This is a genomic window from Nostoc sp. PCC 9305, from assembly GCF_963920915.1.
Taxonomy (GTDB): domain Bacteria; phylum Cyanobacteriota; class Cyanobacteriia; order Cyanobacteriales; family Nostocaceae; genus Nostoc.
Genome location: NZ_CAWUDN010000005.1, coordinates 50,662 through 76,913, shown reverse-complemented (window position 1 = coordinate 76,913; position 26,252 = coordinate 50,662). Strand labels below are relative to the sequence as shown.

The following is a 26,252-nucleotide window of genomic DNA, read 5'->3' as shown; positions in this document are numbered from 1 at the left end:
ATGCGAATCAAAGTGGGTTGGTAAACGGTCGGTTAGAGTGCAATACGGTTCAGTTAAGCATTTTTTTCCTCTCTCTGTTCCCTCTGTGCCTCTGCGGTTCGTTAAAAAAATTGACTTTAATAAAGAGTTTTAGCCTTAACTGAACCGTATTGGGTTAGAGTGTGAAAAATCAGTATAATTTCGTTATTAAATTAATCAATATATCAGTGTTTTAATCCTCGGATAGTTTGGGTAATTGCTGTGTGTATCTCTTTTAAATGCTTCCAGTTTCTAAGCTGATGCTGGTTGAGTTGAGCCGAAGTGTAGTTTATACAACCTCTTGTAATAGCCACTAACCGCTAGCAACTCCTCATGAGTTCCTATCTCTACTACTTTCCCCCGATCCAAAACTACGATTCGGTTGGCTCGTTGAATTGTCGAGAGGCGATGGGCAATGATAAACGTAGTCCGTCCTGCCATCAATCGCTCTAAAGCTTCCAGCAGCAGAAACTCGGTTTGAGCATCCAGGGCGGAGGTAGGTTCATCCAGAATTAGCACTGGAGCATCCTTGAGCAGGGCGCGGGCGATCGCTAACCGTTGCTTCTCTCCTCCTGAAAGTGTGGCTCCGCGCTCACCAATTACCGTGTCATAACCTTGGGGTAATCGTTGAATAAAGGTGTCAGCATTGGCAGCTTGGGCGGCTTTGACAATCGCTTCGCGGCTGGCATTAAAGCAGCCATAGGCAATGTTCTCAGCAATAGTTATCGGCAGCAAAAACGGCTCTTGCAGCACTAGGGCAATTTGCTTGCGCAGGCTTTTCAGTTGCACCTCTCGTACATCTACCCCATCAAAAAGAACTCGTCCCTGCCAGGGGTCAAAAAACCTGAGAATTAGAGAGACTAGGGTAGTTTTGCCAGCACCCGTTGCTCCTACCAGTGCGATCGTTTCTCCCGGTCGCGCTTCTAGGGTAATTTCTTGAAGGACGGGATAGTTCGGTTTGTAACCGAAGGTGACTTTCTCTAAACATACGTGTCCGCGTCCTCCCACTGGACGAACTGGCAATGGTCTAACATTAGGAGCATCCTGCACCCCATCTTGAGCATCCAAAACCTCTAACACTCTCCGAGCACTAGCAGCCGCTGCCGCAAAACTGGACGACATATAAGCTAGAGTTGCCATCGGCACGTACAAGGAGGCGAGATAAGAGAGGAAAACTAGTAAAGAACCAATTGAGAGCGATCCATCCAAAACCTGGCAGCCACCGTAAGCCATGATTGCTGCGGTTCCAACTGCTGTTACCCCGCCCACCCCAACTTTAAATTGCATCTGGGCAAGGATGGAGCGTACATAAGCTTGCAGGGCTTTTTGAGACAGGTAGCGAAAGCGCTCATCTTCGTGTGCTTCACGTCCGAATGCTTGAATAATCGGTAGCGCTGTCAAGGTCTGCTCGCTGAGTGCGACGATCTCACCTTCAAATTGCTGATACTGATAGGTTCGTTCAGTCATGGGCTGGTTAAAGACCCAAATTAGTAAGATTATTAAAGGAGCAATCATCAGCGAGAGCAGTGAAAGCAAGTGATTAATCTGCCACATCACAGCGAACATTGCGACCAAATTCACCAGAGAAGTAAGCACGGGCAGAAAAACCCCCATTGCCAGATTCTGAATACAGATGCTGTCGGTCATCACCCGCCTAACCAAATCGCCAGCACGCTGTTGGTTGTGGAATCTCAAAGAAAGATGCTGTAAGCGATCGAACAGTGCTGCTCCCAAGTCATAAACCATCTGGCTGCCAACACCAGCTCCAATATATTCCTGTATCAGCCGAACTCCCTCACCAGATAAAAATAGAACGATTGTGGCACCTGCTAACCAACCGAGCAACTGCATATCGGATTCACTAACAGGCAAGGTTTTGAGCCAAACAACGCTATTTGGCAGCGATTGCTTGTTCAGGACGCAATCAACGATCAACTTCAAAGGCCAAGGCTTGAGTACATTTAGACCTACATTAATCAGCATTAGCAGCATGACAAACGTAAGCCCGCGCCAACGAACCAGGGCGTAACGTGCCAATCGCAACCACCACAGTTTCATAGAACGACCTCCTGCGTCGGTTTGGAAAACTGCAAGGAGTGCAAACGATAATAGAAACCACCAACAGCCAGCAACTCTTGGTGCGTTCCCATCTCCACAACCTTTCCCTGTTCCAGAACCACAATCCGATCTGCTCGTTGAATCGTGGAAAGTCGATGGGCAATAATAAACGTAGTCCGTCCTTCGATCAGGCGATCTAAAGCTTCCAATAGTAAAGTCTCAGTCTGGGCATCCAGGGCAGAAGTAGGTTCATCAAGAATCAGTACTGGTGCATCCTTGAGCAGGGCGCGGGCGATCGCTATTCGCTGTTTCTGTCCTCCAGAGAGGAGTGCCCCTCTTTCACCGATTGAGGTGTCATACCCTTGGGGCAACTGTTGGATGAAGTCGTCCGCCTTGGCCGCTTTGGCTGCTGCGACAATCTTCGCTAGGCTTGCTTCTGGACGCCCGTAGGCAATGTTCTCTGCCACCGAGAGCGGCAGTAAAAACGGCTCTTGCAGCACCAAAGCAATTTGCTCGCGCAAGCTTTTCAGTTGCACATCTCGGACATCCACCCCATCAAAGAGGACTCGTCCCTGCCAAGGGTCAAAAAAGCGGGGAATCAGGGAAACCAGTGTACTCTTACCAGCACCTGTCGCGCCTACTAGTGCGATCGTTTCTCCCGGTCGCGCTTCTAGGGTAATTTCTTTGAGAACGGGATAGTTAGGTTCGTAACCAAAGGTGACTTTCTCTAAACATACATACCCGCGTTCTCCCGGCGAACGAACTGGCAATGGTCTGGCAGTAGGGGCATCTTGTACCCCATCTTGAGCATCCAAAACCTCTAACACTCTATCTATATTGGCATCTACAGACTTCAGGCTCCCGTATATGCCAAATAGACCCTTAAATGCTCCTTGTATAGATTGTAGATATGCTAAGAAGACAAGCAAGCTGCCGATACTCATAGCGCCCAATAACACCTGCTGCCCGCCCACATACAGAACGATCGCAGTACCAATGGTTGTCACAGTACCATTCGCCACACCGTAAACACTCTTGAGCAGAGTTTCGCGTTGTGAGAGAACAACTGCGTCTGCCGCTAAATGCTCAAACTGCCGGGTATTGTAACTCTCTCTACCAAATGCCTGAATCATGGGGATTGCTGTTACCGTTTGGTGGACAAAGCTGGTGAGGCGGGACTGGGCTTCGCGGTTAAGTTTTGTCCGGCGCTTGAGTCGGGAACCAAAAACAAGGGCTGAACCACCCATCATTGGGGCTACAAAAAGCGAAAGCAGTGTTAGTAAAGGACTCAGATTCCAGGCGACGATGCTAATAGTTGCTAGCGTCAGTAGGTATTGCACAGGTGAAATCAGCAAAGCACCGCTCAAGGTGTAAACGCAATAGGTATCTCCGGTCAGACGGCTGAGGGAATCACCGACAGTCCGTTGGCTATGGAACAGCAGTGAAAGGCGTTGCAAACGATAGAACAGTTTCTGGGCCAGTTCGTAGACCATACCTTGCCCGGCAGCACTCCAGGCCCAGCTAAGGCTAGTTTCCAAGGTAGCGTTTAGAGCATAAAGTCCAAAGCTACAAACAGCGGCGACAATGACCAGCAGTGATGGTGTAAGCGCCAGGTTCAAAGTCCCCAGGAATGAGCGAACCGGCGGCGGGATGACTGCCTGGCCGAAAGCATAATCCACCAGGATTTTCATTGGCCAAGGTTGAAGTGTGGTGGTGGCTGAAGCGCCAGCCGTGAGACCGAGGATTGCGATTAAGGTACGCCACTGGCGCAGCGGATATCGGAGCATCTGCCCATATCGATGCATTATTGCTTTGATCTCTTGCCTCATTTGCAGATTTACCTCCCGTCTGGCCATTTGCTTACTGGAGTACCAAGACGTTTGTCATGGCTGTAATATTACACTTTCTGCGACAGACTGGTTGTTGGTGGTTTGTATTGGCAGCAAGTAAATTCTTTTGGCAACAATCTCCAGTACTTGGTAAAGAACACGTCCCAACTGGAAGTTCTGATATAAGATGACAGTGGCGTTGAGCGTACCGAGTGCAATTGTTAGTTTTGCTACTTCTGGCATTCCCAGAACGATCGCCACAATTGCGAACAGACAATAGCCAACCATCGCCATAATGGCTAACTGTGACATTCTCAGGGCACACCGCACTCTCAAAACTCTTTTCTTCCCTCCATGATTTTCAGTACATACTTTCAGCTGAACTTTTGACCAAATTCCCTGGTAAACCTCTAAATCCCAGTCGCTCCAGCCTCGATCGATCGCAATGAAATATTTGTGGGCTAAGAGTAAATCCATCACTTTTTGCAGCAGGTTCTCCTTCTCGATTCCTGCTTCTGTCCAATAGGACAACTCATAGGTGCGATCAGACCAGGAAATATTTACTCTGTGCGCTGGCAAATCAAACTGAATTAAATCTGCTTGAGTTAGTGTTTGAGTCATTTTTTTAATGCTTTTATTTTTATTTACAGATCGTCAAACTTTATCGGCTCGGCTTTCTTAAGTTCTTTGATTCGCCACTTATAGCGCTCTATACTACGTACAATCGGCCCCAGGTAAATCAATAGCGCCACCAGCAACCGTGCCCTTCTTTTGAGAAAACGAGAGTCAATCCGCGCTTGTATAGCACCAGCTACACACCAGCTAAAAGAGATAAAGAACATTGCTGCACCGAACCACGGGCGATCGCCAGACAAAAGCGCAGAGACAAATAGGATCAATGCTGCGACATTCCACTCCAGTGTCAGAGGGAGGTAAGAAATGAGAGATGAGGAAGGCTCGTACAACGTTTGAAACAGACCCCGACCAAACACCCCGGAGTAGATAATTGGTTGACCAATACGAAGAAATGTAGATAAATCTCCGTAGATTCTCCCCAACCAAGAAGGCTGTCCCAGAAGGTTAAAGCGGTAAGGATGCTGAAAATAAACGAGTGCTTCTGCTTTGCCATAACCTTGCTGTTGTTTGAGATAGGCAGCTACAGTGTTACGGCGAAAGTGCCATACGATTGCTGTTGGGCTAAAACCAATGGTGTAACCTCGATCTTGCAGTCGCCAGCAGATATCGACATCATCCCCAGCAGTACGAAATATCGGGTTGAAGCCGTTAATTTCTTGTAGAACCTCCCGACGAAAAGCCATGTTACAGCCAGCAATATGTTCGGCTACCTCATCACTCAAAAGTATGTGGGTAGGTACGCCAGGAGAGACGGCAACGCAGGCGGGAACAAGAGAGTCCTCTGGGGGAGATAAGTTTGGCCCGCCTACTGCAGCTAGTCCAGAGGAGAGAAACTTGGCGATCAGATAGGTGAGCCAGTCTGGATCTGCCATACAATCAGAATCGGTATAGGCGACAATCTCGCCAGTTGCGGCGGTCATACCGACGTTGCGGGCGACGCTTAATCCCTTGTTTTCTTGGTTAATTAGGCGTACATAGTCGTAATGTTGAGTAATTTCGAGAGTGCGATCGCTCGATCCATCATTAACTACAATGACTTCATAGTTGGGATAGTTGAGTTCTTTGAGAGAAGCTAGACAACTATCCATCGTGCGTTCAGCATTGTAAGCGCAGACAATCACTGAGACTTTGGGATAATCAGGTAGCACTGGCGGTAGAGGTGCTGTGTAATACTCCTGAACTGTCTCAAAGGCGGGCTTTTTGAGCCGTTCGGCGTCAACTAGACCAAAAGCCCAATCCTGTATGGCATATCCGCCAGTAAACCATTCATCCGTCCAAGAAAATATTATTGTCCCGGCTGCTCCCATCTCAAAACTAGATGACAGCTTTTGAGAGAGAATTTCGGCTTGGGCTTGGGTTCCTTCACGCATTGAGTCAACACCAAACTCACTCAGTACTAGAGGTTTATCCTCGGCAAGGTTATGGAGTCGTGAGAGGTAGCGACGAAAATCTGTTTCCCGATGCAAGTAAACGTTAAAGCATGAGAAATCAGTAAAGTCAATATTTAAATACTCTGTAGAGGGGTAATTGGCATAACTCACCAAACCTTCGGGATCGCTGTCTTTTGCTACCGCCATTAACTCTTTAATAAAAGCCCGAACTGGTTTTGCTCCATGCCATCGGACAATATCTGGAGGAATCTCATTGCCCACCAAATAGGCAAAGGTGGCGGGATGATTCCGGCAAACTTTAACTCCTTGAACAATGCAGTTACGGATTTCTGCTTTGACAACAGAAGAGTTGAGGAAGGCAATATGCTGAGACCAAGGTATACCAATTAACAGCCTCAGACCATAGATTGCAGCTAGATCCAACAGCCAATCAGGTGGAACAGTATAGGTACGCAGACAGTTCGCCCCCATTTCTGCTATCATGGCGAAATCTTTTTCCACAACTGATTTTTCTGGAAAAGACTCACCGTGGCTACCGATGGAAAAAGGGCCGTAACTCACTCCTTTAAGAAAAAACTTTTGATCTCTAATAAAGAAAAACTTACCTCTTACTGTGACTACCTCGCTTTTTGCAAGTGGTTCAGCACAGAAGCCAGAGGGTGTTGAAGTCAAGTTTTGCAAATTACCCCCGACGATTGACTGCAAATTTATTTCCTTGCTGCTGAAACGCTACGTCAGTTTGCTCAAAAACAGAAACACACATATACTTAGCTCATTAATGCATTCGCAGCATATTTGGCGTTAGTACCACCATAATCGCTGTTAATTAACAATTTAGTAATACTTAATACTGTGTCAGCAGTACGTTTGCGATCGCGTTTATGCAAATGTATGAATTAACGTATACTTTCAGTCTAGTTTTGTATGCAGTTGGTCAATTATGGTTTATAAACTTGCTCTCTGCTTTAACGGTAGGTAACAATAACGTTGCTAAAATACTTTCTGGTACGGTTGGAGTTACTTTACAAGCACTATTGAGGCAATCTACCAATAACTGGCTAGCAGTATAGTACTGTTTGAGTATTTCTTTCTGTTGCTCGCTAAACTGCCATTGATGTCCAATATTGCGACACCGAACTATCACCAACCTCAATTCATTAGCCCAAGTTTGACCATTAGTATTCCACCATTCTTTTAAGTTTTCTCTGCCTTGAACTGGGGTCGGTAATTGTTCTTTGAGTTTTTGCAAAGAACTTTGTAACTCAGGATTACAGACAAGAGTTTGGCGATCTGGGAGAGTATAGCTTAAAGCCAAAACTCGATCCAATGTCGGTTCGTAAGCCAGGGCAAGGCTTAAGTGAAGGGCACAATGAAGAGCTATATCTAGAGCTAAATCAGGGGTAAGATTACTAGTCAGCCTGAGATCGATGCCAAGCGAAAAAGCCAAGTCATTATTCAAGCTCAGGTCGTCGAGAAGTTCTAGTGTTAGATAAAAGGCACGAATAGCGACTCTTTTATGAGTAGACTGAACTGAAAGAGACTTATGGTTAAGCCAGTTGAAGAACTTTTGTAATTGCCGATCGAAGGCGACAAGCCGATCGATATGTTGCTTCATTAATTGCAACAGACAAGTGGGACTATCCAACATACCAGCGGTTAGTAAAAAGATTTTGTGCCAACGTGGTTTAGTTAAATGGCTAACCAGATTGACTAATTTTTTTTCTAATATTTGTGGGTTGGGGCTATTAATAATATTTTTAGCTGTTAAATACTCCTGAAAAGCTATATGCGAGAACGAGTAAATTCCCTGCGCCTGCTCTATCAGTAATCCATGTGTCTCAAGCAATTTCAGTACTGCTTCACTGTTGAGTTGCAGTATCTCAGGCTCAGTTTGGGCTATGGGTAAGTTACAGAGGTAGTCCGTAATGTATTGCTCGACAATACTTTGTGTGAAAAAGTAATGATCTTGCTTAAAGGTAATAGCAGCAATTTGACTCAGCAGTTCAAGCTTTTGAGCTAAAGACAAATGAAAATAAATTTCATCTCGTTTAATGTTCCTCACTTTATCCCAGCGATTGAGCAAAATGTCCAATCCTTGGTTGTAAAATTCGACCCTTCTAATTGGAAAGTCCGAGCAAGCTTGAAACACACAACAAGCCAAATTAAGCAAAAGTGGTCTGACAGCTAGTTCTCGAATTTGTTGATTCTCTAATAACTGTAATTTTTGCACGAACTGACAAGCTAAGGCTTTTCCTTTTGGGATGGAATTCTTGCTAACGTTGACAAACCAATTTTGCACAAAAGCCTCAATTTGAGAACAATCAAAATCAGCAATTTCAACATCGCTAAATTCCTCGAACTGATACTGTTGATAACCGATACGACATGTTAGGATCAACTTATTTTGGTAATAGTTTGCAGAAAAACTGCGAATTTTAGTGATGATTTTGGCGTTATCATATTCTGGAATTTCATCTAAGCCATCCAGTAGAATTAATATTTTGCCACTAACTAGTAATGTTTGAATTTCTTGGTCTGAAGCTCCGCAGTTGGCAAGCTCTTGACTAATATAGTTCAATAAACTGTAATTTCCAGATTCTCTAGCATCCTCGGCAAAGTTTTTCAAGCGAATAAAAATTGGTATCCGGTCTGATAATAATTTGCCTTGATTGCATTGCATAGCAATATACTGTAAAAACGTGGTTTTACCAGACCCTGGTTTACCTAGTACCATGAGTTTGGGATAGGTGATAACTGCTTGGATTGCAGAAACTCGTTCTTGATAAAGTTGATTAGAAGCAAAAGAGTTGAACTCTTCAGGAATGAAGCTTTGTAGCTCGAGGATGTCTATCCATCTTCGACTTGTAATATTATTCAGAATATTGGTGCTGACATAAATTTCTTCTAGTTGAATTGGTTGATCGATATCTAACAACCGCGTAGTGGCACATTGAGATTTAATCTTATCACTTAGACGCGATCGCAACATTTGCACTAAGCTTTCGACATCTTGGCAGTCTTCCCATTCCTGGTTGTTTTCTATCAGTAGCCTCTGATTGGGTAGTTCAGCAATGTCTTGCCAATCTAAACCAAGTCGGAAGCATATCTCCATAAAGTTCTGACGCTCAATCGGTTTACCTGTAAAAAATTTCCAGATTGGCTGTCGAGTCTCAAGTCCTACCTCACTAGCTAAATACTCTTGTGTCCATTCTCTGATTTTAAAAGCCCTTTTTGCTTTCTCAATACCTACAGTAGATGCTTTTAACGAACGTCGTGCCATAGACCAGTTTTTGAATCTCCAGTTATCAATTTAAGGAAGCTTTTAATAAATTAATTATTAATTTATGATTATGTCATTTTAAAGTTGGAGTTATATCAAGTTTTTTCTAAAATCTAAATCCAATATTGTAATTAGCGTAATTAATGTAGTGTAATTAATATTCATTAATACGAGCAGTTTTATTATTGGCTTTTAAAAATAACTAATTTATTTCGGGGCTTTCCTCCTCCTTATGGCTTACATTTTAGCTTTTTCTGGGAAAAACAATATTTTTTAGTATTGCGTTATTTTCAATACGTAATTTAATTAAAAGTAGGAAAAGTAGGAAAAGTAGGAAAGGTAGGATAGATATACAAATAAAAGCAAACTTAAGTGATATAACTTATACGTTAAGTCATACATTCTGCTGAATGCGATCGCAGACAGACTTATTGCACTCATCGCTTATTTACAAGAACCTTGCTATTGGGTATGCCAAAAGATAGTTGCTAGTTTTACCAGTACTCAATACAAACTTTCAGATTGCGATCGCCCAAGTTGATAAAATTCTCAAAGGTTTTACCTTAAAAAGCTACGTCAACGCCATCTTTAGCAGTGCTATTCGCGAAACTTTGTACCAAAAGAGGGAAGCAGAAAGCCCAAAAAACTCTCCCATCTGCATCTGTGCGATTTTAATGATAAGTTTTTAAGCGGACATGGTATCAACTAGCTACACCTACGCAGGTATAATTTATATGACCGAGAAATACTCAGATTTTAACTCTGGTTTGGCTTTTTTATAGATAATTATAGTGAGTAATTATCAGCTAAATCCACTTACAAATAAAAAGCCATGAAAGAAAAAACTAAACAACAAATGCGTATATGGGCAATGTTTTGTCATCTCTCGGCTTTGCTAGGGTGGATATTATTGTGTTTTTTGGTATTTCTTGGTATTCCTTTATATTTACCTTTAAATGTTTTGTCTCCACTCCTAATTTGGCGCTTTAAAAAATCTCAATATCCTTGGATTGATTTACAATGTAAGGAGTCATTAAATTTTCAAATTTCTTTAACTTTCTACACTTTTATTATGATAACGGTATCTTTGATTGTAATATTAATTAGCTTTAGTTTAGCAATGACTAATAATGGTTCAATCAATGGCATAAAAAATACTTTAGATAGCTTATTGATTATACTTGTGTCATTAATTTTATTCAAACTATTACTACAATCTTTTGTAGTGACTTTTGCTGCTGTTAAAGCTTACAATGGGGAGCATTATCGTTATCCCTTTACAATTAGAGTTTTACGATAATCCTATCTGATAGTATACTAGATTAAAAAAGCGATCGCTAGATGTTCTAACTCAATAGCAACCGCCAAACAGGAGGAAAAAGATTATCTACGAAGTTTGATATAACTACACATTAGATATGAATTCTCAAAGGATATTAAGTAAATAATAAGTTGCATAAAAATGAGGATAAAAACTAGATGATTGGAGTTGCGATCGCAGGCACTGGATTTGGTCAAAAAGTCCACATACCGGGATTCCAAGCACATCCTCGCACTGAGGTAGTTGCTGTTTATAATCGAGATATAAATAAAGCCAAAGCCATAGCAGAATCCCATAATATCCCCCACGCTTGCGACTCACTCGCAGATATTGTGGCATTACCAGAAGTGCAAGCCGTCAGCATTTCGACACCGCCCTTTTTGCACTATGAAATGGCAAAAACCGTATTGCAAGCTGGAAAACATTTATTACTAGAAAAACCGACAACTTTAAATGCATTTGAAGCAAAAGAACTTTATCAGTTAGCTAAAGCAAAAAGCGTTATTGCAACTGTAGACTTTGAATTTCGCTTTGTACCAGCATGGCAATTGTTTGCAGAGTTATTGTCAGAAAAGTATGTGGGTGAGTTACGTCTAATTAAAATTGATTGGTTAGGTTCTTCTCGTGCTGATGTTTCACGCCCTTGGAATTGGTATTCTGATAAAGAGAAAGGAGGCGGTGCATTGGGATCTTTAGGTTCTCACGCCTTCGATTATATTCACTGGTTATTTGGGCCAGTGCGTAGATTAAACGCTCATTTAACTACTGCTATTCCTACACGAATTGACCCGATTAGCGGGGAATCTAAGGCAGTGAATACAGATGACAATTGTATATTAACGTTGGAATTAGCCAATGGTACACCTTGCCAACTTTCTATCAGCGCAGTGGTTCATGCAGCAAGAACTCATTGGGTAGAAGTATATGGCGATCGCGGTACATTAATTGTAGGCAGTGAAAATCAAAAAGATTATATACATGGTTTTCGTGTTTGGGGTTCCCAGCCAGGTAAACCTCTAACAGAAATAGAAATACCGAATCGGTTAATTTTTTCCAAAAATTATGCTGATGGCCGGATTTCGGCATTTATCCGCGTAGTAGAGCAATGGGTGCAAGGAATTGAACGCAATCAGGAAATTACACCATCACTACGCGAAGGAATTTATTCTCAGTTGTTGATGGATTTATCTCATGAATCGCATCAAAAAGCAAGTTGGTTAGATGTACCTAGTTTGGAAGAATTTCTGAGTAACTAGAAAACAAATGAGCAAAACTCCTCGCATTCGTATCCCACCAGAAGTCAAAAAATATGTTTTTCAACGCGACCAATATCAATGCCGAAGTTGCGGTAAAACTAATGTAGAAACTAACCTCAGTATCGATCATATTATTCCCCTTGCTCGTGGGGGTCAAAATGATATCAGTAACCTCCAAACTCTCTGTTTTACCTGTAATCAGCAGAAAACAGATAATATCGATCCGCGTTTTCGGCGATATTTTCAGCTTTAGGTTACGATGGTATGAGCTATTAGTTTCTCCTCATTTCTATGCCTCAAAATCACAATAGCAATTCCCGAAGATTTCCCAACATTAAAACTACAATTATTTACCTCTTCGCTATCACAGCTATGTTAGTAGTAGCCTTTCCCTGGTTATATGAGATTAAAACTAAAGCTGGGATCGATATATCACCTGGACGCCATGCAGGAACATTTTTTGAAAAACATACCCGTGGACTCTTTAAGTGTGAGTGGCTTTATCCCTACCATTGCGATCGCTCCCACGTTAGGTAAAGAAAGTTACAGCAGAATTCAGGAGTCAGAATGGGCTACGCCCCGCTGCGCTAACATGAGTAAAACAAGCTTTATTACCTGGACTTGAGATGAATCGTTGTGTACTTCACTAACTTGTAATTCATTGTAAAAATCAAAGGGGATAATTATCCCCTTCTCTCTGTATGAAATTTTAATCCAAATATATTTACCTCGTTCCCAATCTTTAGCTGGCAACTAGGTTTTGACTTAAGTTGAAAACTATATCGGATAGGCGTTTTGCAAATCCCTCACGCCCTCATCCTCTAACCCCTTCTCCCAAAGGAGCTACGGTGTACACACAAGTCCTAAAAACCTTGTTTGATAGGACTTTTCCTCGTTCCCAGTCTCCGACTGGGAATGCATTCCTTGAGTCAGAGACTCAATGCCAGATTGGAGGCAGAGCCTCAACGAGGAGCATTCCCACGCAGAGCTTGTGTTCGAGATAAACGAGAGAACAATGGAAAATCAAGCTTTTTTCTACTTGTGTGTACACCGTAGCCCCAAGGGAGAGGGGCTGGGGGTGAGGGCAAAACGTTGACACCAATGTACTGCTGTGCGCCACTACATCTATCCCAACTGATTTGAGATCGAGCTAACATCAACGGCTAACTTTTTGCCCAACTTGAGCAACTGAAGACACTGATTATCTCCTTCATTACCAAGGTTAGTAATACACACCGGTGCTATCTGACTTTGCAGACAACTAAAATATAGTTCCTGCGATCGCTGTAGGGAAATGTCAATATTTAGTTGATCCCCGACATCAATCAATCGCTCCAATAGTTGGATATCTGCATTAAAACTACCATTGGCATCGTGCAACAATTGCCAGAGCGATCGCGCAATTAACTGTTCTAACATTTGCTTACCGTCGGGAATATTCAGCCGACAACGCAGATGTTTTGCTTCAGTAGCGATCGCCTCTAATTCTAAGATGTGATTCCAACTCTTTTGGGGATCGGCAATCTCTTGTTCAAGCGATCGCAATGTCATCAGACAGCGATGCCCTAAAGCAATATCTGCTGCTACCTGCAACTCTTGTGGTACTGCTATTTCATCTCGATGAAATGCCATTAGTACACCATAATTATCGCGGTAGGCTTGAGTATACAACTGTCCTAAACGTGTCAGTGTTTCCTGACTAAGCAGCCCCATAATCCGGTGGCGTTCTTCAGCAAATAGATTCTGTAAGCTGAAAGCTTCTTCACCAAATAGCTGTGTCATCGCCAAGATCGTATGAGCTGCACTAGCTTGTTGTAGTGCCCCAAACAGTTTTTCTTTTAATTGGCTGTAGTCACGTCGCCCAGTAAATTGTTGAATACAGCAGTGAAAATCCCAGCCTCCCAAATGGAGAACCGCAAATACCAAATTCTCACTTTCCCAAGTAATCTCTGATACCAACTTTAAGCTTCCGACAGCCAGAGTTAGCGATCCCATGCGTTGCAGTTGGTAATCTAGCTCATTAGCAGCATAGCAATAAACTTTTTTGTGGTAACGCTGAGACTGTTTGTCAGCCACATCTTTTCTAGGCAAAGAATTGTGCGTCTGTGCTGGTTTCTGATTAGTAAACAGGGAAGTAATGGCGTAATGGGCTGCTACTTGCTTAAAGCCAAGCTGGGCAGTTAACACGAGTTGCCGATAAATTTCTGCACCGTGTTTGAACTGCTCCACATTACTGGGAGCTAAACCAAGACGTTTGACAAAGCCTTTTTCTAACTGCACACCAGCCACTTCCCCCGCCAATTCCAACGCACGGGAAGCGTAGCGCAGAATTTGTGTCCCCTCTGGACGGGAAATTTCTTCAAAAAACCAACCGCAACTAGTGAACATCAGCAAAGCGTGACGCTGCATTTCCAATAGGCGCAGGGCGTCTACTTGTTCGGCTGCGGTTAGTTTGTGGGTTTGATGACGGGCGAGGAAACGGTTGACATTGCTAGCAGAGCGATCGCGCAATACTTGGATATATTCATCTCGCGCTAGCCAAGGATCGCGAAATAACTGTCTACCATGTTCTTCATACACTTCAGTTAGCTGATCCCGCAGCCAATTGAGGGCATCCCGCAAGGGACGACGCCATTTCTGATGCCAAACACCGCCCTCTCCACCACAACCACAGTCATCCTCCCATCTGCCGACACCGTGGGCGCAACTCCAGGCTGTGACTGACTTTAATTCCACTTCCCAACTGGGAGAATTTAAGCTCAAGTAGTGGGCGAAGTTCGTCACCGTCCAACCTTGTTGAGGAAACTCTTTGGTAAAGGCGTAGGCTAAAGTTTTCTCTGTTCCCTTTTTGTGGTGTCCAAAGGTTTCCCCATCTGTCGCCACAGAAATTAGCTGTGCTGGACGATGATCCCCACGCACCGCCGAACCAATCCGGCCGGCAAAGTGACTGGAATTATAAACGACATCACTAAAACCCATATCCCGCGATATCGGCCCATCGTAGAAGAAGATATCAATGTAGGGTAATTCTTCTGTACTACTATCGTTGGGGCTAGTGGCGATCGCCTCCGGCGGGGCGTAGCCCAACGCACTCAGAGGTGAAGATGAAGTGTCTAGTGTGGGCTTCAAATAACAACGATAGGGACGGGTGGAATCAATCTGACTACCACCGACTTCGATCCATTCAGAATGGGAACGATCTTCTGTGGGGAGGGGACGGCAACGCAGTGCTTGAGATGGTGCAAGGACGATGAAGCGAATACCTTCAGCCACAAGAGCTTCTAAGGTTGCGTAGTCTACAGCCGTTTCTGCTAGCCACATTCCTTCGGGATCGCGGCCAAAGCGGGAGCGGAAGTCTTCTTTACCCCAGCGAATTTGGGTATATTTGTCGCGCTCGTTCGCCAGAGGCATGATGATGTGATTGTATACTTGCGCGATCGCATTGCCGTGACCATGTAAGCGATCGCTACTCTTGGCATCCGCCTCTAAAATCCGCTGATAAACTTCCACATCGTAGCGTTCTAGCCACGACATCAGCGTTGGGCCAATATTAAAACTGAAATACTCGTAATTATTAACGATCCCCACCACTTCACCTTGGTCATTTAAGACTCTGGCAAAGGCGTTTGGACGATAGCATTCCCAATGAATCCGCTCATTCCAATCATGGAAAGGTGCAGCGCTCGGTTGGCGTTCAATTGCGTCCAGATAAGGGTTTTCCCTTGGTGGCTGGTAAAAATGACCATGCACCGTCACATAAACACCATTAGCCTTGTTCAGGGGATCGGTTTCTTTGGTGTTATTGGGATCTGAATGTAATGTTAACGTTGAGCCAGAGCTAGCTGGCATTTCAGCAGCAGAAGTCATGTATATTTATCCAAAACAAAAAACTTGCATTTGCACCGAAGTAATTGTGCATAAACCTTTCTCCAATAGTTTGAACACAAAATCCGGTATAAACAACAACTATGAAATCCAACTAAATTTTTGACAAAGCGGTTTAATTAGACCTCTTGCAAAAGTCCCTAATACCCCACCCCCAACCCCTCCCCGCTTGCGGGGAGGGGAGACAAAGCGTAGCTTTGGCGGGGTGGGGTTCTTTCTTATTTTTGATTTATGCAAGAGGTCTATTGTAGTGGGAAATCTGCGTTATCGCACAGCCCTTTCCCTGAAGGCTTAAAATAATTAGCCATTGAACAAAGCCTCAGTTAGGGGTTTTTTCTTCTTTAGCGCCAATCAAAATTTTAATTGTCTTTTAATATATTAAACCCCATTTTTGATGTAATACTTTGGCTCAGATTCATACTTTTGCAACAAAAGATTACGAGAACTCATTATATCGCAATTTTGCTTTACACAACATCCACAGCGGCGAACGGAAAACAGTACAATCTCTGAATTGTTCTACAAGCGGTTGAGAGTATCCTATGGGAGTGCTGAGTGAAAGTGATTGTTAATTCAACACTCCAAATTTGAAACTTAGGATTGCTCGCTGTGAATGATACCCTCAACTTAAGACAACAAATGTCAACCAAAAACATTATTCTTTTCGCTTTACTACTGTTTATCCCGGTTTCTGTAGCAGCCCACTTTCTGGAATGGGGAGAATTGACAGTTTTCATTACAGCTGGATTAGCAATTCTGCCTTTAGCAGCTTGGATGGGTACAGCGACAGAAGAAATTGCTGTCGTAGTGGGGCCATCATTAGGGGGCTTGTTAAATGCCACCTTTGGCAATGCTACAGAATTAATCATTGCCTTAGTAGCCCTGAACGCTGGGTTAATAGATGTAGTCAAAGCTAGTATCACGGGATCGATTATTAGCAACTTACTACTGGTGATGGGTTTTTCCATGCTTTTGGGAGGATTGCGCTACAAAGAACAGACATTTCAGCCAATTGTGGCGCGGGTGAATGCTGCTTCGATGAATTTGGCAGTGATTGCCATTTTGATGCCAACGGCAATGAATTATACTTCTCAAGGAATTAACGAAGAAACACTGCAAAATCTTTCTATTGCTGTTGCCGTAGTCTTAATCTTGGTTTATGCCTTAACGCTGCTATTTTCGATGAAAACCCACTCCTATTTGTATGATGTAGGTGTAGCAGAGACAGAAGAACAAGAAGAAACCCCTCACGCAAAACCAAATATGATGTTATGGGTTGGTGTGCTGCTAATATGCACCTTACTAGTGGCAATTGAGTCAGAAATGCTAGTAGATTCTCTAGAAGTGGCCACATCTCAGCTAGGTTTGACGGCGCTGTTTACAGGGGTGATATTGGTTCCCATCGTCGGTAACGCGGCTGAACACGCTACAGCAGTCACCGTGGCAATGAAAAATAAGATGGATCTTTCCCTTTCGGTAGCCGTGGGATCGAGTATGCAGATTGCCCTATTTGTTGCACCCGTGTTGGTGATAGCAGGGCGGGTATTAGGTAAACCAATGGATTTGGATTTCAAACCCTTTGAATTAGTCGCTGTGGTTGTGTCAGTGTTGATTGCCAACAGTATTAGTTCCGATGGTAAGTCCAATTGGCTAGAAGGTACTTTGTTATTAGCTGCTTATACAGTATTGGGGTTCGCCTTCTACTTCCACCCAGTGATGGAAGGTATGGGTTAGTACCGCAAGGCGGAAATCAAAAGGAGCCAGTGCGTTGGGCGGCTCTGCCGACTTGAAGCAACTGGCGTTCAAAAGCTTGTATATCAAGGCTTTTGCTTGTTTAAAATGGTGGCTTGATTTCCGCCGCGCTGTACTAGTTAGTAAGTAGTGCGACGCCGAGTAGCCCATCGTAGAGATCGCTCATATTTTAACGGATTCGCAAAAGTCTCCACCCTTAACGCCAGTAAAATAAAGAGATATAAGAGCGATCGCCTGTATGAGCTACTGCCTTAATCCCCATTGTCCCAAGCCGGAAAATCCTGATGATGTTAAGTTTTGCCGGACTTGCGGTACCAAATTACTCCTCAAAGAACGTTACCGTGCTATCAAACCAATCGGACAAGGTGGTTTTGGCAAAACTTTCTTAGCTGTAGATGAGGATAAACCCTCAAAACCACGCTGCGTAATTAAGCAATTTTATCCCCAATCCCAAGGCACTAGCACTCTTGCCAAAGCCGTAGAGTTATTTAACCAAGAAGCAGTGCAGTTAGATGAATTGGGCAAGCATCCCCAAATTCCCGAACTACTGGCATATTTTACTCAAGAAAATCGGCAGTATCTTGTACAAGAATTTATCGACGGGCAAAACTTAGCCCAGGAATTGGCACATAAAGGTGCTTTTAATGAAACACAAATTTGGCAACTATTAAACGATTTATTGTCAGTTTTGCAATTTTGCCACGCCAGACACGTCATTCACCGCGATATCAAGCCAGAAAATATTATTCGTGAGAGCAATGTCGAACGCAAACTAGTATTAGTAGATTTTGGTGCTGCTAAATCTACCACTGGCGCTGCCTTAAATAAGACTGGTACTAGTATTGGTAGTCCAGAATATGTTGCTCCTGAACAAATGAGAGGTAGGGCTGTATTTGCCAGCGATATTTACAGTTTGGGTGCGACTTGTATTAATTTATTAACAGTGCGATCGCCCTTCGATTCTTATGATACCAACAACGATACTTGGGTATGGCAACAATACTTGCAAACTCCCGTCAGTAATGAATTGAGTCGCATTCTCAACAAGATGCTAGCAAGTATCCCCATTCGGCGTTATCAAACAGTAGACGAAGTTCTCAAAGACTTAAATAAATACTCGCCAGCAGCAGCAAAACCAGCAATAGCACCAAAGCCTATCCCTCAATCACCACCAAATTCTCCACCCAATTTTGTATCGAAATCTCCTAGTCAACTGGAGCGGGAATTAGAAGAAATGAAAACCCAATTTATGGGTAACAGCAAACCTCAACCAAATAAAATACAGCCACAAAACCCCACGCCTCAGCCTTCTAGTACAAACAAAATAGATGAAGAATTAGAAGAATTAAAAGCCAAATATCTTGGTAATAATAACCCTTAAAATAAATAAAAATAAAGAATTGCTATTATCCTCTGCGTTCTCTGCGCCTCTGCGGTTCGTTAAAAAAGTGGCTCTGAAACTCAGAGCCACTTCTAAATCTGTATTTTGAAATTAACTAACCTTTCAGAATATCCTCATACAGATAAGCGAAACCTTACTTCTCCGCTTCAGCAATAGGAACCCATTCAGTGTGGAAACTTCCGGGCTTATCAAGACGCAGGTAGGTATGTGCGCCGAAGTAGTCGCGTTGTGCTTGAGTTAGATTTTGAGGCAAGCGATCGCGGCGATAGCTGTCAAAATAATCCAAGGATGCGCTAAATGCGGGTACTGGAATTCCCACTGTTGCAGCTGTCGCAATCACTTCCCGCCAAGCAGTCTGTCTGTCGAGAATTGTCTGCTTAAATTCGGGAGCTAACAGCAAGTTAGGCAAAGCTGGATTTTCGCTAAAAGCCTTCTTAATCTTATTCAAGAAGCGAGCGCGAATAATACAACCGCCTTTCCAAATCCGTGCCATTTCGCCCAGATTCAAATTCCAGTTATATGTTTTGGAAGCTGTGGATAGCAACGCCATCCCTTGAGCATAAGAACAGATTTTTGAGCAATAGAGAGCATCGCGTACTTTGTTGATAAAGTCCTTGGTTTGCCCGTCATACTTGACACTTGGGCCTGTGAGGACTTTCGATGCTGCTACCCGCTCCTCTTTAATCGAAGATATAATCCGGGCATTAACTGCTGCTGTAATTGTAGGAATAGAGACTCCTAATTCCAAGGCAGTTTGCACAGTCCAGCGTCCAGTTCCCTTTTGACCGGCAGCGTCAACAATCAAATCGACCAGGGGTTGATTTGTGTCTGGATCAATATATGGGAAGATATTCTTCGTAATCTCAATCAAAAATGAATCGAGTTCATCGGTGGTGTTCCATTCAGCAAACACGTCATGTAGCTGACTGGGGTTTAATCCAGCGACATTTTTCAGCAAGTCGTAGGCTTCAGCAATTAGCTGCATATCGCCATACTCAATGCCGTTGTGTACCATTTTCACATAGTGGCCAGAACCACCAGGGCCAATATAGGTTACACAAGGGCCATCATCGACTTGGGCAGCAATTTTGTTGAAAATTGGTGATAGAAACTCGTAAGAGCTTGTTGTACCTCCAGGCATCAGAGATGGGCCATTCAACGCCCCTTCTTCACCGCCACTGACACCCATACCAAGATACCGAAGCCCAGTAGGTTCTAATTCCTGAGTGCGGCGTTCCGTATCTTCAAACCAAGAGTTGCCACCGTCGATAATGATATCGCCTTCTTCTAACAAGGGTTTGAGTTGAGCAATCACCGCATCCACTGGCTTACCAGCTTGCACCATTACTAGAATTTTGCGGGGACGTTCCAATAAGGCAACGAATTCTTCTAGAGTAAAGGCGGCTTTGACGTTCCGTCCTGTAGCACGCTGCGCCATAAACGCATCCGTTTTTTCGCGGGAGCGGTTGTAAACTGCAATTGGGAAGCCATTGCGCTCCACGTTGAGAGCGATGTTCTCACCCATAACGGCTAATCCAATCACACCAAAGCTTTGTAGTGTCATAAAAAATTTCTGGCTAACTCTTGCAGATCCTTTACCTATAAGGGTAGTCCGATATTTTCCGTTCTCCCCTAAAGAAGACCTTAAGACTTGATATAAACGACAAAAATCCACAACTAACATGGATAATTAATTTTAAATTGTATCTAAATCAACAATTGACTGGCAAAATTTGCAAAATTGAAATAATTAAAGGACGCAGTAAGGAGTAACCAAATAATGCTGGCATTTGTCCTAGCTTTGGTAGTGGGTCTTGGTAGTTTAGCCATTTATATAGCAGCTTTCTTTTTCCCAGAAATCCACCGCAAGAATGACTTTATCTGGAGTGGCGTAGGATTATTCTACGCTTTAGTTTTATGGGTGTTTGCACCACGCATTACTGGAGGTTTGTTGCTGGGTCATGTGGCTAGTGTGGCTCTTTTGGTCTGGTTTGGCTGGCAAACTCTATCATTACGTCGGCAATTGACCCCACAGGCACAACAAACCCAAGTACCCAGTGCTGAGACGGTAAAAACTGGCATTCAAGAACAGGTGAATAAGTTGTCCCTTCAGGAACGGCTGGGCCAGTTGCAAAAAGGTCTTGGTAGCACCTTCAGTGGCGCGAAAGACAAGGTGCAGCAGACTGTGAGTAAAAAAACACCCACAACCCCCAAACCTGAAGATATTACCTCTGTACTCTCAGAGAAACCTACTATTGAGATTATTGACAAAACTATTGTCATACCAGAACCACCAGCAGAGGAGACAGTTACTACCGACACCGAAGGAAAAACCGAAAGTGTACCGGAAGCGATTCCCCCACATCCCCCATCTCCTGAATTGGTGGAAGCAGCGCAACCAGATTTTGAAATTGAGGATAAGCAACCGATTCCCGTAGAAGACATTGCGCCAGATGCGGTACTCGCTCCCCCAGCGGAAACGCCACCGGAACAAATACCGCCTAATCAAGCTAGTTGAATGTAGTGAAACCCAACGTTAACCTAATATAATGTTGGGTTTCACTATTTCCATCAGGCTATTTTAGGGCTAATTTCAAACGCTAAATCAGAACGATAGAAGCACACATCAAACGCTAAAAAGAAATTCATGTGTCCTAAAATCAATGGGGCGTTTCTATCTCTTGTCCAAGCAAAAGCTAGCTCTACTGTCGGAAATTTCTCAACATTTGCCATCAACACCAATGCCCTCGCCTCAAACCTAGCCAAATTACCACCCAATGGAACAGAGAGTCTTTGACTTTCCCAAACTGCTCCCAGCCTTAAACCAATTTCGTAGGGCAATACGTTGACAGTAGAACCAGTATCTAGTAAGCCTGATACACTTACCGAACGATTTTCATCAGTGAGAATTAGCGGTAGATAAGGCAGCGTACTTAATGCACCGAGTTCTGGATTTACCTCAGTAAATGCAAATCTAACTTTATCAACCATGTGTTGCCGCTTTTTCTTCTGCTAATGCCTTCGCTAAAACAGCAGCAGCTTCAAAAGAATCATATAAGCCAAGACTTGCTACTTTATCCTCAGCATCCAATGGAACTAAACTTGATTCCTTTAACAATTCGGCTGCCAGGAAATGTATTAGTAAGAGTTTATCAGTGTGGGATAATTCTTTAACTAGCGGTATGAGTTCGGTAAGAAGCATAAGTTAAGGCTTTAATGAATTTAGATAAATTTTAGAGCATAGTTTGGGGAATACCCTTAGAGGATGTTTGAAAAGTCATCTTCTCGGTAACAAAAGGTTTTAGATCCCCCTAAATCCCCCTTAAAAAGGGGGACTTTGATTCCGGTTCCCTTTTTAAGGGGGGCTAGGGGGGATCAATAAGTGCCTAAAATCACAGCAAATTACTTTTAAAACATCCTCTTAGATGGCTACATTATTTTTTATCGAGTTTTTGAAGATAGTGTTGTGATTGTGCGGGTAATTAGCGGTTATCGGGATTTAAAATCTATATTTACAGATGTGGACAATCAATAGATTTTTGAGTTGTCCACCTGCCAAACCAGAAAAATTCGGATTACCTACGGATACAGAGATATCCCTGAAAGACTATCATCTTGTGTTCTCTCTACGGGTTTTCTCTACATGGGCTTTACGTGTCAGCAATTGCAAATTATCTATAGTAGTTAAACCACCTTGAGACATAGGTTTAATGTGATCAATTTGAAAATCTCTCCGCATCTGAGTTTTAACTCCACTGGCTGCACAAGTTATAAACCCTTTTGTATCTGTTTGCTTGGCGAATACAGCATTTTTAATTTTTCTGTATTCAAGAATATCTCGCTCTTTGATTTCATATAGAGTTAACTTCTCTATTGGTACAGTGTCAGGAATTACACTTGGTATTGATATGGATACATTACCGTATATATCTGGATTAGTAATCTTCCTAATTTCATCGTCCAATTGCTTCATGAAATATAACTGGTTGTAGCTGAATATAACTTGCCAAAAAGACTTTTCATCATTCCAAATTGAGTTGATATAGTCAGACTCTGCTCTACGACCTAACGAATTATCGTAGATATGTCTTGCTACGATAGATAAATCACACTTTCTTCTCTCGCTAAAAGCTAGAAATGCTGGTGGGATTTGCTTTTGAGCATAGAAACGCAAGATATTTTTTACATCTTCATCTCTGTAACCAAGCAAAGTTTGATAGTCATGAAAATAAATTTGCTTTGCAGTTTGCCAAAGCTTTTCAAGTTCTGGTTCGGTCAATATTTCCCTATCTTGTAAATCAATACTTTGGAATAGAGTCTTCAAATCGTTAACAAAATTGTCGTATGCTTCTTCTGTATCGTCATACAACAAGACATCATAAGGTCTAGGATTAGGCTCATATCCTTCGGATGGTTCGAGAATGGAAAAATGATAAATTCCAATAGGAATCCTCTTCAAAAAGTCTAGTTTTTCTAAACCACTAGTATCAATGGAGTTATCCATGATACGAGCGAATTCTTCGATCATCTCAATAGATATCAGCCGAGCAGTTCTATTACTTGATGGAATTCCTTTTACAATAAATTCTGCATCTTCTTCAAAATGAAGTTTTTCTGGGTTGACCCAGTTAATTTTGTTTTCCCAGTCATCAATAAAGCTAACTACATAAGCTTTTTCTGTACCGCCTGCTCTTTGCCCACGCAAAGCCCGACCAATCATTTGTGTCATTAGTATTGTAGAGGCGGTCGGTCGTGTGAGAAAAACAGTTTGTACGTTAGGTAAATCTATTCCCTCGGTTAATATTTCTACATTGATTAATACTTCAAGCTCTCCATTTCTAAATTTTTGTATTTTTTCTTTATTGTCTGTTGCATTAACTGCTGCCACAATAAAATCAGAATTAATTCCTTTATCCTTAAAAACTTTGTTCAATGCAACTGCGTGTATAACATTGATAGCAAATACTAAAAGAGGTTTGTATCTCTCCCGATTTTCGATATAGTGGTCAACAATTTGCCTGTTACGTTCAATAGACTGAGCAATCTCTTCAGCAATGTCCTTTGGCAGCCTGTCAAAATCTTCGATATTTTTGATTTGCCTTGCATTCAATGCATTCAACTTTTGCTTGATTTCTATCTTCGTTTTGAGATTTTCAAAAATCGGTTCAGCAAGGATTCCCCTGGCGATTAAATTTCTCAGGTGTTCTGAGAAGATAATATCATTTGGAAAAACTAACTTTAGCAAACTCTTCTCACTCTCATCTGTTCTGAACGGGGTAGCCGTTAGCCCCAGCATTTTAAAGCCGTTATCATGTCCTCGCTTCTTTAGATTATCCTTGACAGTATTAATTACCTTACGATAGGTCTTAGCTGTTGCATGGTGTGCTTCATCTACAACTAAAAGAACTTCCTGAAAATCACAAATCCAGTTGTTTAACAAGTAATCAAGCCCGCTGTTTAGACTATCTTTACTGGCAATGATAATGTCATCAGTCTTTTCAATATTTACAGGTCGATCGTGTTTAGGATGACCTGAAATAATGCGGTATCTAAATCCTGATATATTGCTTAACAATGATGAATAGGCACTAAGTTGAAGTGTCTCAAGTGCTTGGTCAAGTAGTTCATGGCGATGAGCAATCCACAGAACCTTTTTGTTGTTGTTAATAAAATTACGTAGTAGCCAGTGAACTGCTGTTAAAGTTTTTCCGCCACCCGTGGGTAGAACTAGCAAACCTTCAAAGGCATCTTCATTAGTTTTATTCAGCGCCTTGATTGCTTCGTTCTGGTGGGAGTATAGCTCTTTGGGAGCCTCACCCCTGGTTACTTTGATTAGACCTGCGTATGTAACTTGAACAGTTGTCATAATATCTAAAATCCTAGAAAGACAGTGCTTTAGGGGAAAGGCTGGAACTATTGCTAAATCAACGGATTGCAGCAATCCATTACCCTAATTGTCAGTATTCCCAAACCTATATGCTGTCTAACTAATTACCAAGATATTTATATAGAATTAAATGTATGAATAAAGACTTTAATTTAAGCGATCGCACTTTTGAAAGTACGATTAATGTCAAATAAGATTCCCAACTTCTTTTAAGAAGAAACAGCTTTCAAATGTGAGCCATGATGAGATAGGTAGTTCGAGTTAATCACTCGATTACGCCCAGAATTTTTAGCCTGTAACAAACATTGATCGGCACGATATAGCAAACTCTCTCCTTTCTCATCATCCTCAGCTTGCAGAGAGGCTGTACCCAAACTAATGGTGACATTAATTGTCAGTTTATTGTTGAGTGCAAATGGTTCGTCGCTAACTACGCGATTGAGACGACGGGCTACTAATAGTGCTTCCTCATCGGTAGTGTTAGCTAGAAGAATTACAAATTCTTCGCCACCATAGCGGAATGCTGTATCTTGACAGCGCAGATTGTGGCGCAAACGCTGACATAATACTTGCAAGATGCGATCGCCTACTAAATGCCCATGAGTATCGTTAACTTTCTTGAAATGATCTACATCCAGAATAATCAAACTCAGGGAAGTTTTTTGGGCCCTGGCTCTTTGAATTTGTCTGGGTAAGTCCCATTCTAAAGCACGACGATTATTTAATTCTGTCAACGAATCGGCTAAGGCGATCGCAGATAACATATCATTTGTCCGAATCAAATCTCGGTATTTTTGCGCTTTCCGCAAACCAACTGTCAATTGAGCAAGTATTAGTCCATGATTGGCAGTCAACTCTGCCAAGCTATAGTCTGTTTTTTCTTCAATAAGATGCCAAATATATGCATCGGCTCCTTGCTTTAGAGCCGCAGCACTCATTTCCAATTCCCTATACCAACCTTTATTTCGATCGGTAAGCTGCTGGGAACGATCCTCGAAAAGAATACAATATATCCACGATAGTTTTGTCTGATCTTTCAACCAACCGCAGAGTTCCATACTACTATCCAGGCTAGCCTGCACCAGGATTATATCGGGGGGTGTTGTTTTAATCCGCGACACTGCTCGATCTAAATTGTCTATAATTTCTACACTAAAAGCAGTCGCATAACGGATCTGATCTGGAAGTGTGGCGATAAAATTATTTTTTCCAAAGATCAGAATAGAAATATTCATTGCTTTATTTTTTATCCTATTTAAATTTTAAATAAATTCACTTGTGTCACTACTGCTCTTGTGTCTAATACTAAATATGATGTTTTAGGCTAAATTATATTTTTTTACATCTTGTTTTTTAAGCATCTATTAGATAGTGAACTTCCAAATTTAATCTCATTTTAAGACTTTAGATTTACTACTACCGTTTGGGAAATATTCATTTCTAACAACTAATGTCTTCTTTACAGTTTATTTTTAAAACAGTAAAAATACTGAATATTATTTAAATGCATAAAAACTATTGCTGTGGTTTCTTAAGT

Annotated in this window: 19 protein-coding genes and 1 pseudogene; 9 read left to right on the top strand and 11 right to left on the bottom strand. The window is 42.4% G+C overall.

Annotation, left to right across the window (positions count from 1 at the left end; all coding sequences use genetic code 11):
- Positions 1 to 270: 270 nt before the first annotated feature.
- The 5 genes from ACM0OX_RS03370 to ACM0OX_RS03350 form a co-directional block, all read right to left on the bottom strand.
- Positions 271 to 2,076 carry an ABC transporter ATP-binding protein gene (locus ACM0OX_RS03370; protein ID WP_414513067.1) on the bottom strand — a complete coding sequence of 602 codons (1,806 nt, stop codon included), beginning with the start codon at positions 2,074 to 2,076 and terminating at the stop codon, positions 271 to 273.
- The gene (locus ACM0OX_RS03365) at positions 2,073 to 3,905 is read right to left on the bottom strand and encodes an ABC transporter ATP-binding protein (protein WP_414513065.1); all 1,833 of its coding nucleotides are present in this window, start codon (positions 3,903 to 3,905) and stop codon (positions 2,073 to 2,075) included. Before ACM0OX_RS03365 ends, ACM0OX_RS03370 begins: the two co-directional genes overlap by 4 nt.
- A gap of 54 nt (positions 3,906 to 3,959) precedes the next feature.
- The gene (locus tag ACM0OX_RS03360) at positions 3,960 to 4,526 is read right to left on the bottom strand and encodes a hypothetical protein (protein WP_414513063.1); all 567 of its coding nucleotides are present in this window, start codon (positions 4,524 to 4,526) and stop codon (positions 3,960 to 3,962) included.
- A gap of 23 nt (positions 4,527 to 4,549) precedes the next feature.
- Positions 4,550 to 6,637, bottom strand: a complete 2,088-nt coding sequence (locus ACM0OX_RS03355; protein WP_414513061.1) for a glycosyltransferase — start codon at positions 6,635 to 6,637, stop codon at positions 4,550 to 4,552.
- 229 nt (positions 6,638 to 6,866) lie between these two features.
- Positions 6,867 to 9,212, bottom strand: a complete 2,346-nt coding sequence (locus tag ACM0OX_RS03350; RefSeq protein WP_414513059.1) for an NACHT domain-containing protein — start codon at positions 9,210 to 9,212, stop codon at positions 6,867 to 6,869.
- A 436-nt stretch (positions 9,213 to 9,648) separates the two neighbouring features.
- Here ACM0OX_RS03350 and ACM0OX_RS03345 point away from each other — a divergent pair.
- The 6 genes and pseudogenes from ACM0OX_RS03345 to ACM0OX_RS03320 form a co-directional block, all read left to right on the top strand.
- Positions 9,649 to 9,847, top strand: a pseudogene (locus ACM0OX_RS03345) (sigma-70 family RNA polymerase sigma factor); the annotation flags it as partial.
- Positions 9,848 to 10,044: 197 nt separating this feature from the next.
- A complete protein-coding gene (locus ACM0OX_RS03340; RefSeq protein ID WP_414513057.1) occupies positions 10,045 to 10,512 on the top strand; it encodes a DUF4870 domain-containing protein in 468 nt (155 codons plus the stop codon).
- 179 nt (positions 10,513 to 10,691) lie between these two features.
- Positions 10,692 to 11,789 carry a Gfo/Idh/MocA family protein gene (locus ACM0OX_RS03335; protein ID WP_414513055.1) on the top strand — a complete coding sequence of 366 codons (1,098 nt, stop codon included), beginning with the start codon at positions 10,692 to 10,694 and terminating at the stop codon, positions 11,787 to 11,789.
- Between the two features lie 7 nt (positions 11,790 to 11,796).
- Positions 11,797 to 12,042 carry an HNH endonuclease gene (locus ACM0OX_RS03330; RefSeq protein WP_094352587.1) on the top strand — a complete coding sequence of 82 codons (246 nt, stop codon included), beginning with the start codon at positions 11,797 to 11,799 and terminating at the stop codon, positions 12,040 to 12,042.
- 38 nt (positions 12,043 to 12,080) lie between these two features.
- Entirely contained in the window at positions 12,081 to 12,326 is a 246-nt protein-coding gene (locus ACM0OX_RS03325) for a hypothetical protein (RefSeq protein ID WP_414513053.1), read from the top strand.
- On the top strand, positions 12,250 to 12,414 hold the full coding sequence (locus ACM0OX_RS03320; RefSeq protein WP_414513182.1) for a hypothetical protein: 165 nt from the start codon (positions 12,250 to 12,252) through the stop codon (positions 12,412 to 12,414). The genes ACM0OX_RS03325 and ACM0OX_RS03320 overlap by 77 nt, the downstream gene beginning before the upstream one ends.
- A gap of 500 nt (positions 12,415 to 12,914) precedes the next feature.
- Here the strand turns inward: ACM0OX_RS03320 and ACM0OX_RS03315 are convergent, their stop codons facing one another.
- The gene (locus tag ACM0OX_RS03315) at positions 12,915 to 15,656 is read right to left on the bottom strand and encodes a DUF3536 domain-containing protein (RefSeq protein WP_414513051.1); all 2,742 of its coding nucleotides are present in this window, start codon (positions 15,654 to 15,656) and stop codon (positions 12,915 to 12,917) included.
- 657 nt (positions 15,657 to 16,313) lie between these two features.
- On the opposite strand from ACM0OX_RS03315, the gene cax reads away from it, so the two are divergent.
- Both cax and ACM0OX_RS03305 read left to right on the top strand, forming a co-directional pair.
- Positions 16,314 to 17,408 (top strand): calcium/proton exchanger, encoded by a 1,095-nt coding sequence (gene cax, locus ACM0OX_RS03310; RefSeq protein ID WP_414513049.1) that lies wholly within the window; start codon positions 16,314 to 16,316, stop codon positions 17,406 to 17,408.
- A 256-nt stretch (positions 17,409 to 17,664) separates the two neighbouring features.
- Positions 17,665 to 18,807 carry a protein kinase domain-containing protein gene (locus ACM0OX_RS03305; protein ID WP_414513048.1) on the top strand — a complete coding sequence of 381 codons (1,143 nt, stop codon included), beginning with the start codon at positions 17,665 to 17,667 and terminating at the stop codon, positions 18,805 to 18,807.
- Between the two features lie 154 nt (positions 18,808 to 18,961).
- Here ACM0OX_RS03305 and gndA read toward each other — a convergent pair whose 3' ends face one another.
- On the bottom strand, positions 18,962 to 20,392 hold the full coding sequence (gndA, locus tag ACM0OX_RS03300) for an NADP-dependent phosphogluconate dehydrogenase (protein WP_414513046.1): 1,431 nt from the start codon (positions 20,390 to 20,392) through the stop codon (positions 18,962 to 18,964).
- A 216-nt stretch (positions 20,393 to 20,608) separates the two neighbouring features.
- Between gndA and ACM0OX_RS03295 the strand changes: the two genes are divergently transcribed.
- Complete coding sequence (locus ACM0OX_RS03295) at positions 20,609 to 21,346, top strand: Ycf66 family protein (protein ID WP_414513044.1); 738 nt, start codon at positions 20,609 to 20,611, stop codon at positions 21,344 to 21,346.
- A 53-nt stretch (positions 21,347 to 21,399) separates the two neighbouring features.
- Here ACM0OX_RS03295 and ACM0OX_RS03290 read toward each other — a convergent pair whose 3' ends face one another.
- From ACM0OX_RS03290 to ACM0OX_RS03275, 4 genes are all read right to left on the bottom strand, one after another.
- A complete protein-coding gene (locus tag ACM0OX_RS03290) occupies positions 21,400 to 21,819 on the bottom strand; it encodes a hypothetical protein (RefSeq protein ID WP_414513042.1) in 420 nt (139 codons plus the stop codon).
- Positions 21,812 to 22,030 carry a hypothetical protein gene (locus ACM0OX_RS03285; RefSeq protein WP_069067808.1) on the bottom strand — a complete coding sequence of 73 codons (219 nt, stop codon included), beginning with the start codon at positions 22,028 to 22,030 and terminating at the stop codon, positions 21,812 to 21,814. The genes ACM0OX_RS03290 and ACM0OX_RS03285 overlap by 8 nt, the downstream gene beginning before the upstream one ends.
- 408 nt (positions 22,031 to 22,438) lie before the next feature.
- Positions 22,439 to 24,694: a DEAD/DEAH box helicase family protein gene (locus tag ACM0OX_RS03280; RefSeq protein ID WP_414513040.1), complete on the bottom strand. Its 2,256-nt coding sequence runs from the start codon at positions 24,692 to 24,694 to the stop codon at positions 22,439 to 22,441.
- Between the two features lie 230 nt (positions 24,695 to 24,924).
- Positions 24,925 to 25,950 carry a GGDEF domain-containing protein gene (locus ACM0OX_RS03275; RefSeq protein ID WP_414513038.1) on the bottom strand — a complete coding sequence of 342 codons (1,026 nt, stop codon included), beginning with the start codon at positions 25,948 to 25,950 and terminating at the stop codon, positions 24,925 to 24,927.
- Between the last annotated feature and the right edge of the window lie 302 nt (positions 25,951 to 26,252).

What these genes read in the sequence shown, in the direction of transcription:
- ACM0OX_RS03370 (WP_414513067.1), bottom strand. Translation starts at nt 2,076, where the DNA reads ATGAAACTGTGGTGGTTGCGATTGGCACGTTACGCCCTGGTTCGTTGG.
- ACM0OX_RS03365 (WP_414513065.1), bottom strand. Translation starts at nt 3,905, where the DNA reads ATGAGGCAAGAGATCAAAGCAATAATGCATCGATATGGGCAGATGCTC.
- ACM0OX_RS03360 (WP_414513063.1), bottom strand. Translation starts at nt 4,526, where the DNA reads ATGACTCAAACACTAACTCAAGCAGATTTAATTCAGTTTGATTTGCCA.
- ACM0OX_RS03350 (WP_414513059.1), bottom strand. Translation starts at nt 9,212, where the DNA reads ATGGCACGACGTTCGTTAAAAGCATCTACTGTAGGTATTGAGAAAGCA.
- ACM0OX_RS03340 (WP_414513057.1), top strand. Translation starts at nt 10,045, where the DNA reads ATGAAAGAAAAAACTAAACAACAAATGCGTATATGGGCAATGTTTTGT.
- ACM0OX_RS03335 (WP_414513055.1), top strand. Translation starts at nt 10,692, where the DNA reads ATGATTGGAGTTGCGATCGCAGGCACTGGATTTGGTCAAAAAGTCCAC.
- ACM0OX_RS03330 (WP_094352587.1), top strand. Translation starts at nt 11,797, where the DNA reads ATGAGCAAAACTCCTCGCATTCGTATCCCACCAGAAGTCAAAAAATAT.
- ACM0OX_RS03325 (WP_414513053.1), top strand. Translation starts at nt 12,081, where the DNA reads ATGCCTCAAAATCACAATAGCAATTCCCGAAGATTTCCCAACATTAAA.
- ACM0OX_RS03315 (WP_414513051.1), bottom strand. Translation starts at nt 15,656, where the DNA reads ATGACTTCTGCTGCTGAAATGCCAGCTAGCTCTGGCTCAACGTTAACA.
- cax (WP_414513049.1), top strand. Translation starts at nt 16,314, where the DNA reads ATGTCAACCAAAAACATTATTCTTTTCGCTTTACTACTGTTTATCCCG.
- ACM0OX_RS03305 (WP_414513048.1), top strand. Translation starts at nt 17,665, where the DNA reads ATGAGCTACTGCCTTAATCCCCATTGTCCCAAGCCGGAAAATCCTGAT.
- gndA (WP_414513046.1), bottom strand. Translation starts at nt 20,392, where the DNA reads ATGACACTACAAAGCTTTGGTGTGATTGGATTAGCCGTTATGGGTGAG.
- ACM0OX_RS03295 (WP_414513044.1), top strand. Translation starts at nt 20,609, where the DNA reads ATGCTGGCATTTGTCCTAGCTTTGGTAGTGGGTCTTGGTAGTTTAGCC.
- ACM0OX_RS03290 (WP_414513042.1), bottom strand. Translation starts at nt 21,819, where the DNA reads ATGGTTGATAAAGTTAGATTTGCATTTACTGAGGTAAATCCAGAACTC.
- ACM0OX_RS03285 (WP_069067808.1), bottom strand. Translation starts at nt 22,030, where the DNA reads ATGCTTCTTACCGAACTCATACCGCTAGTTAAAGAATTATCCCACACT.
- ACM0OX_RS03280 (WP_414513040.1), bottom strand. Translation starts at nt 24,694, where the DNA reads ATGACAACTGTTCAAGTTACATACGCAGGTCTAATCAAAGTAACCAGG.
- ACM0OX_RS03275 (WP_414513038.1), bottom strand. Translation starts at nt 25,950, where the DNA reads ATGAATATTTCTATTCTGATCTTTGGAAAAAATAATTTTATCGCCACA.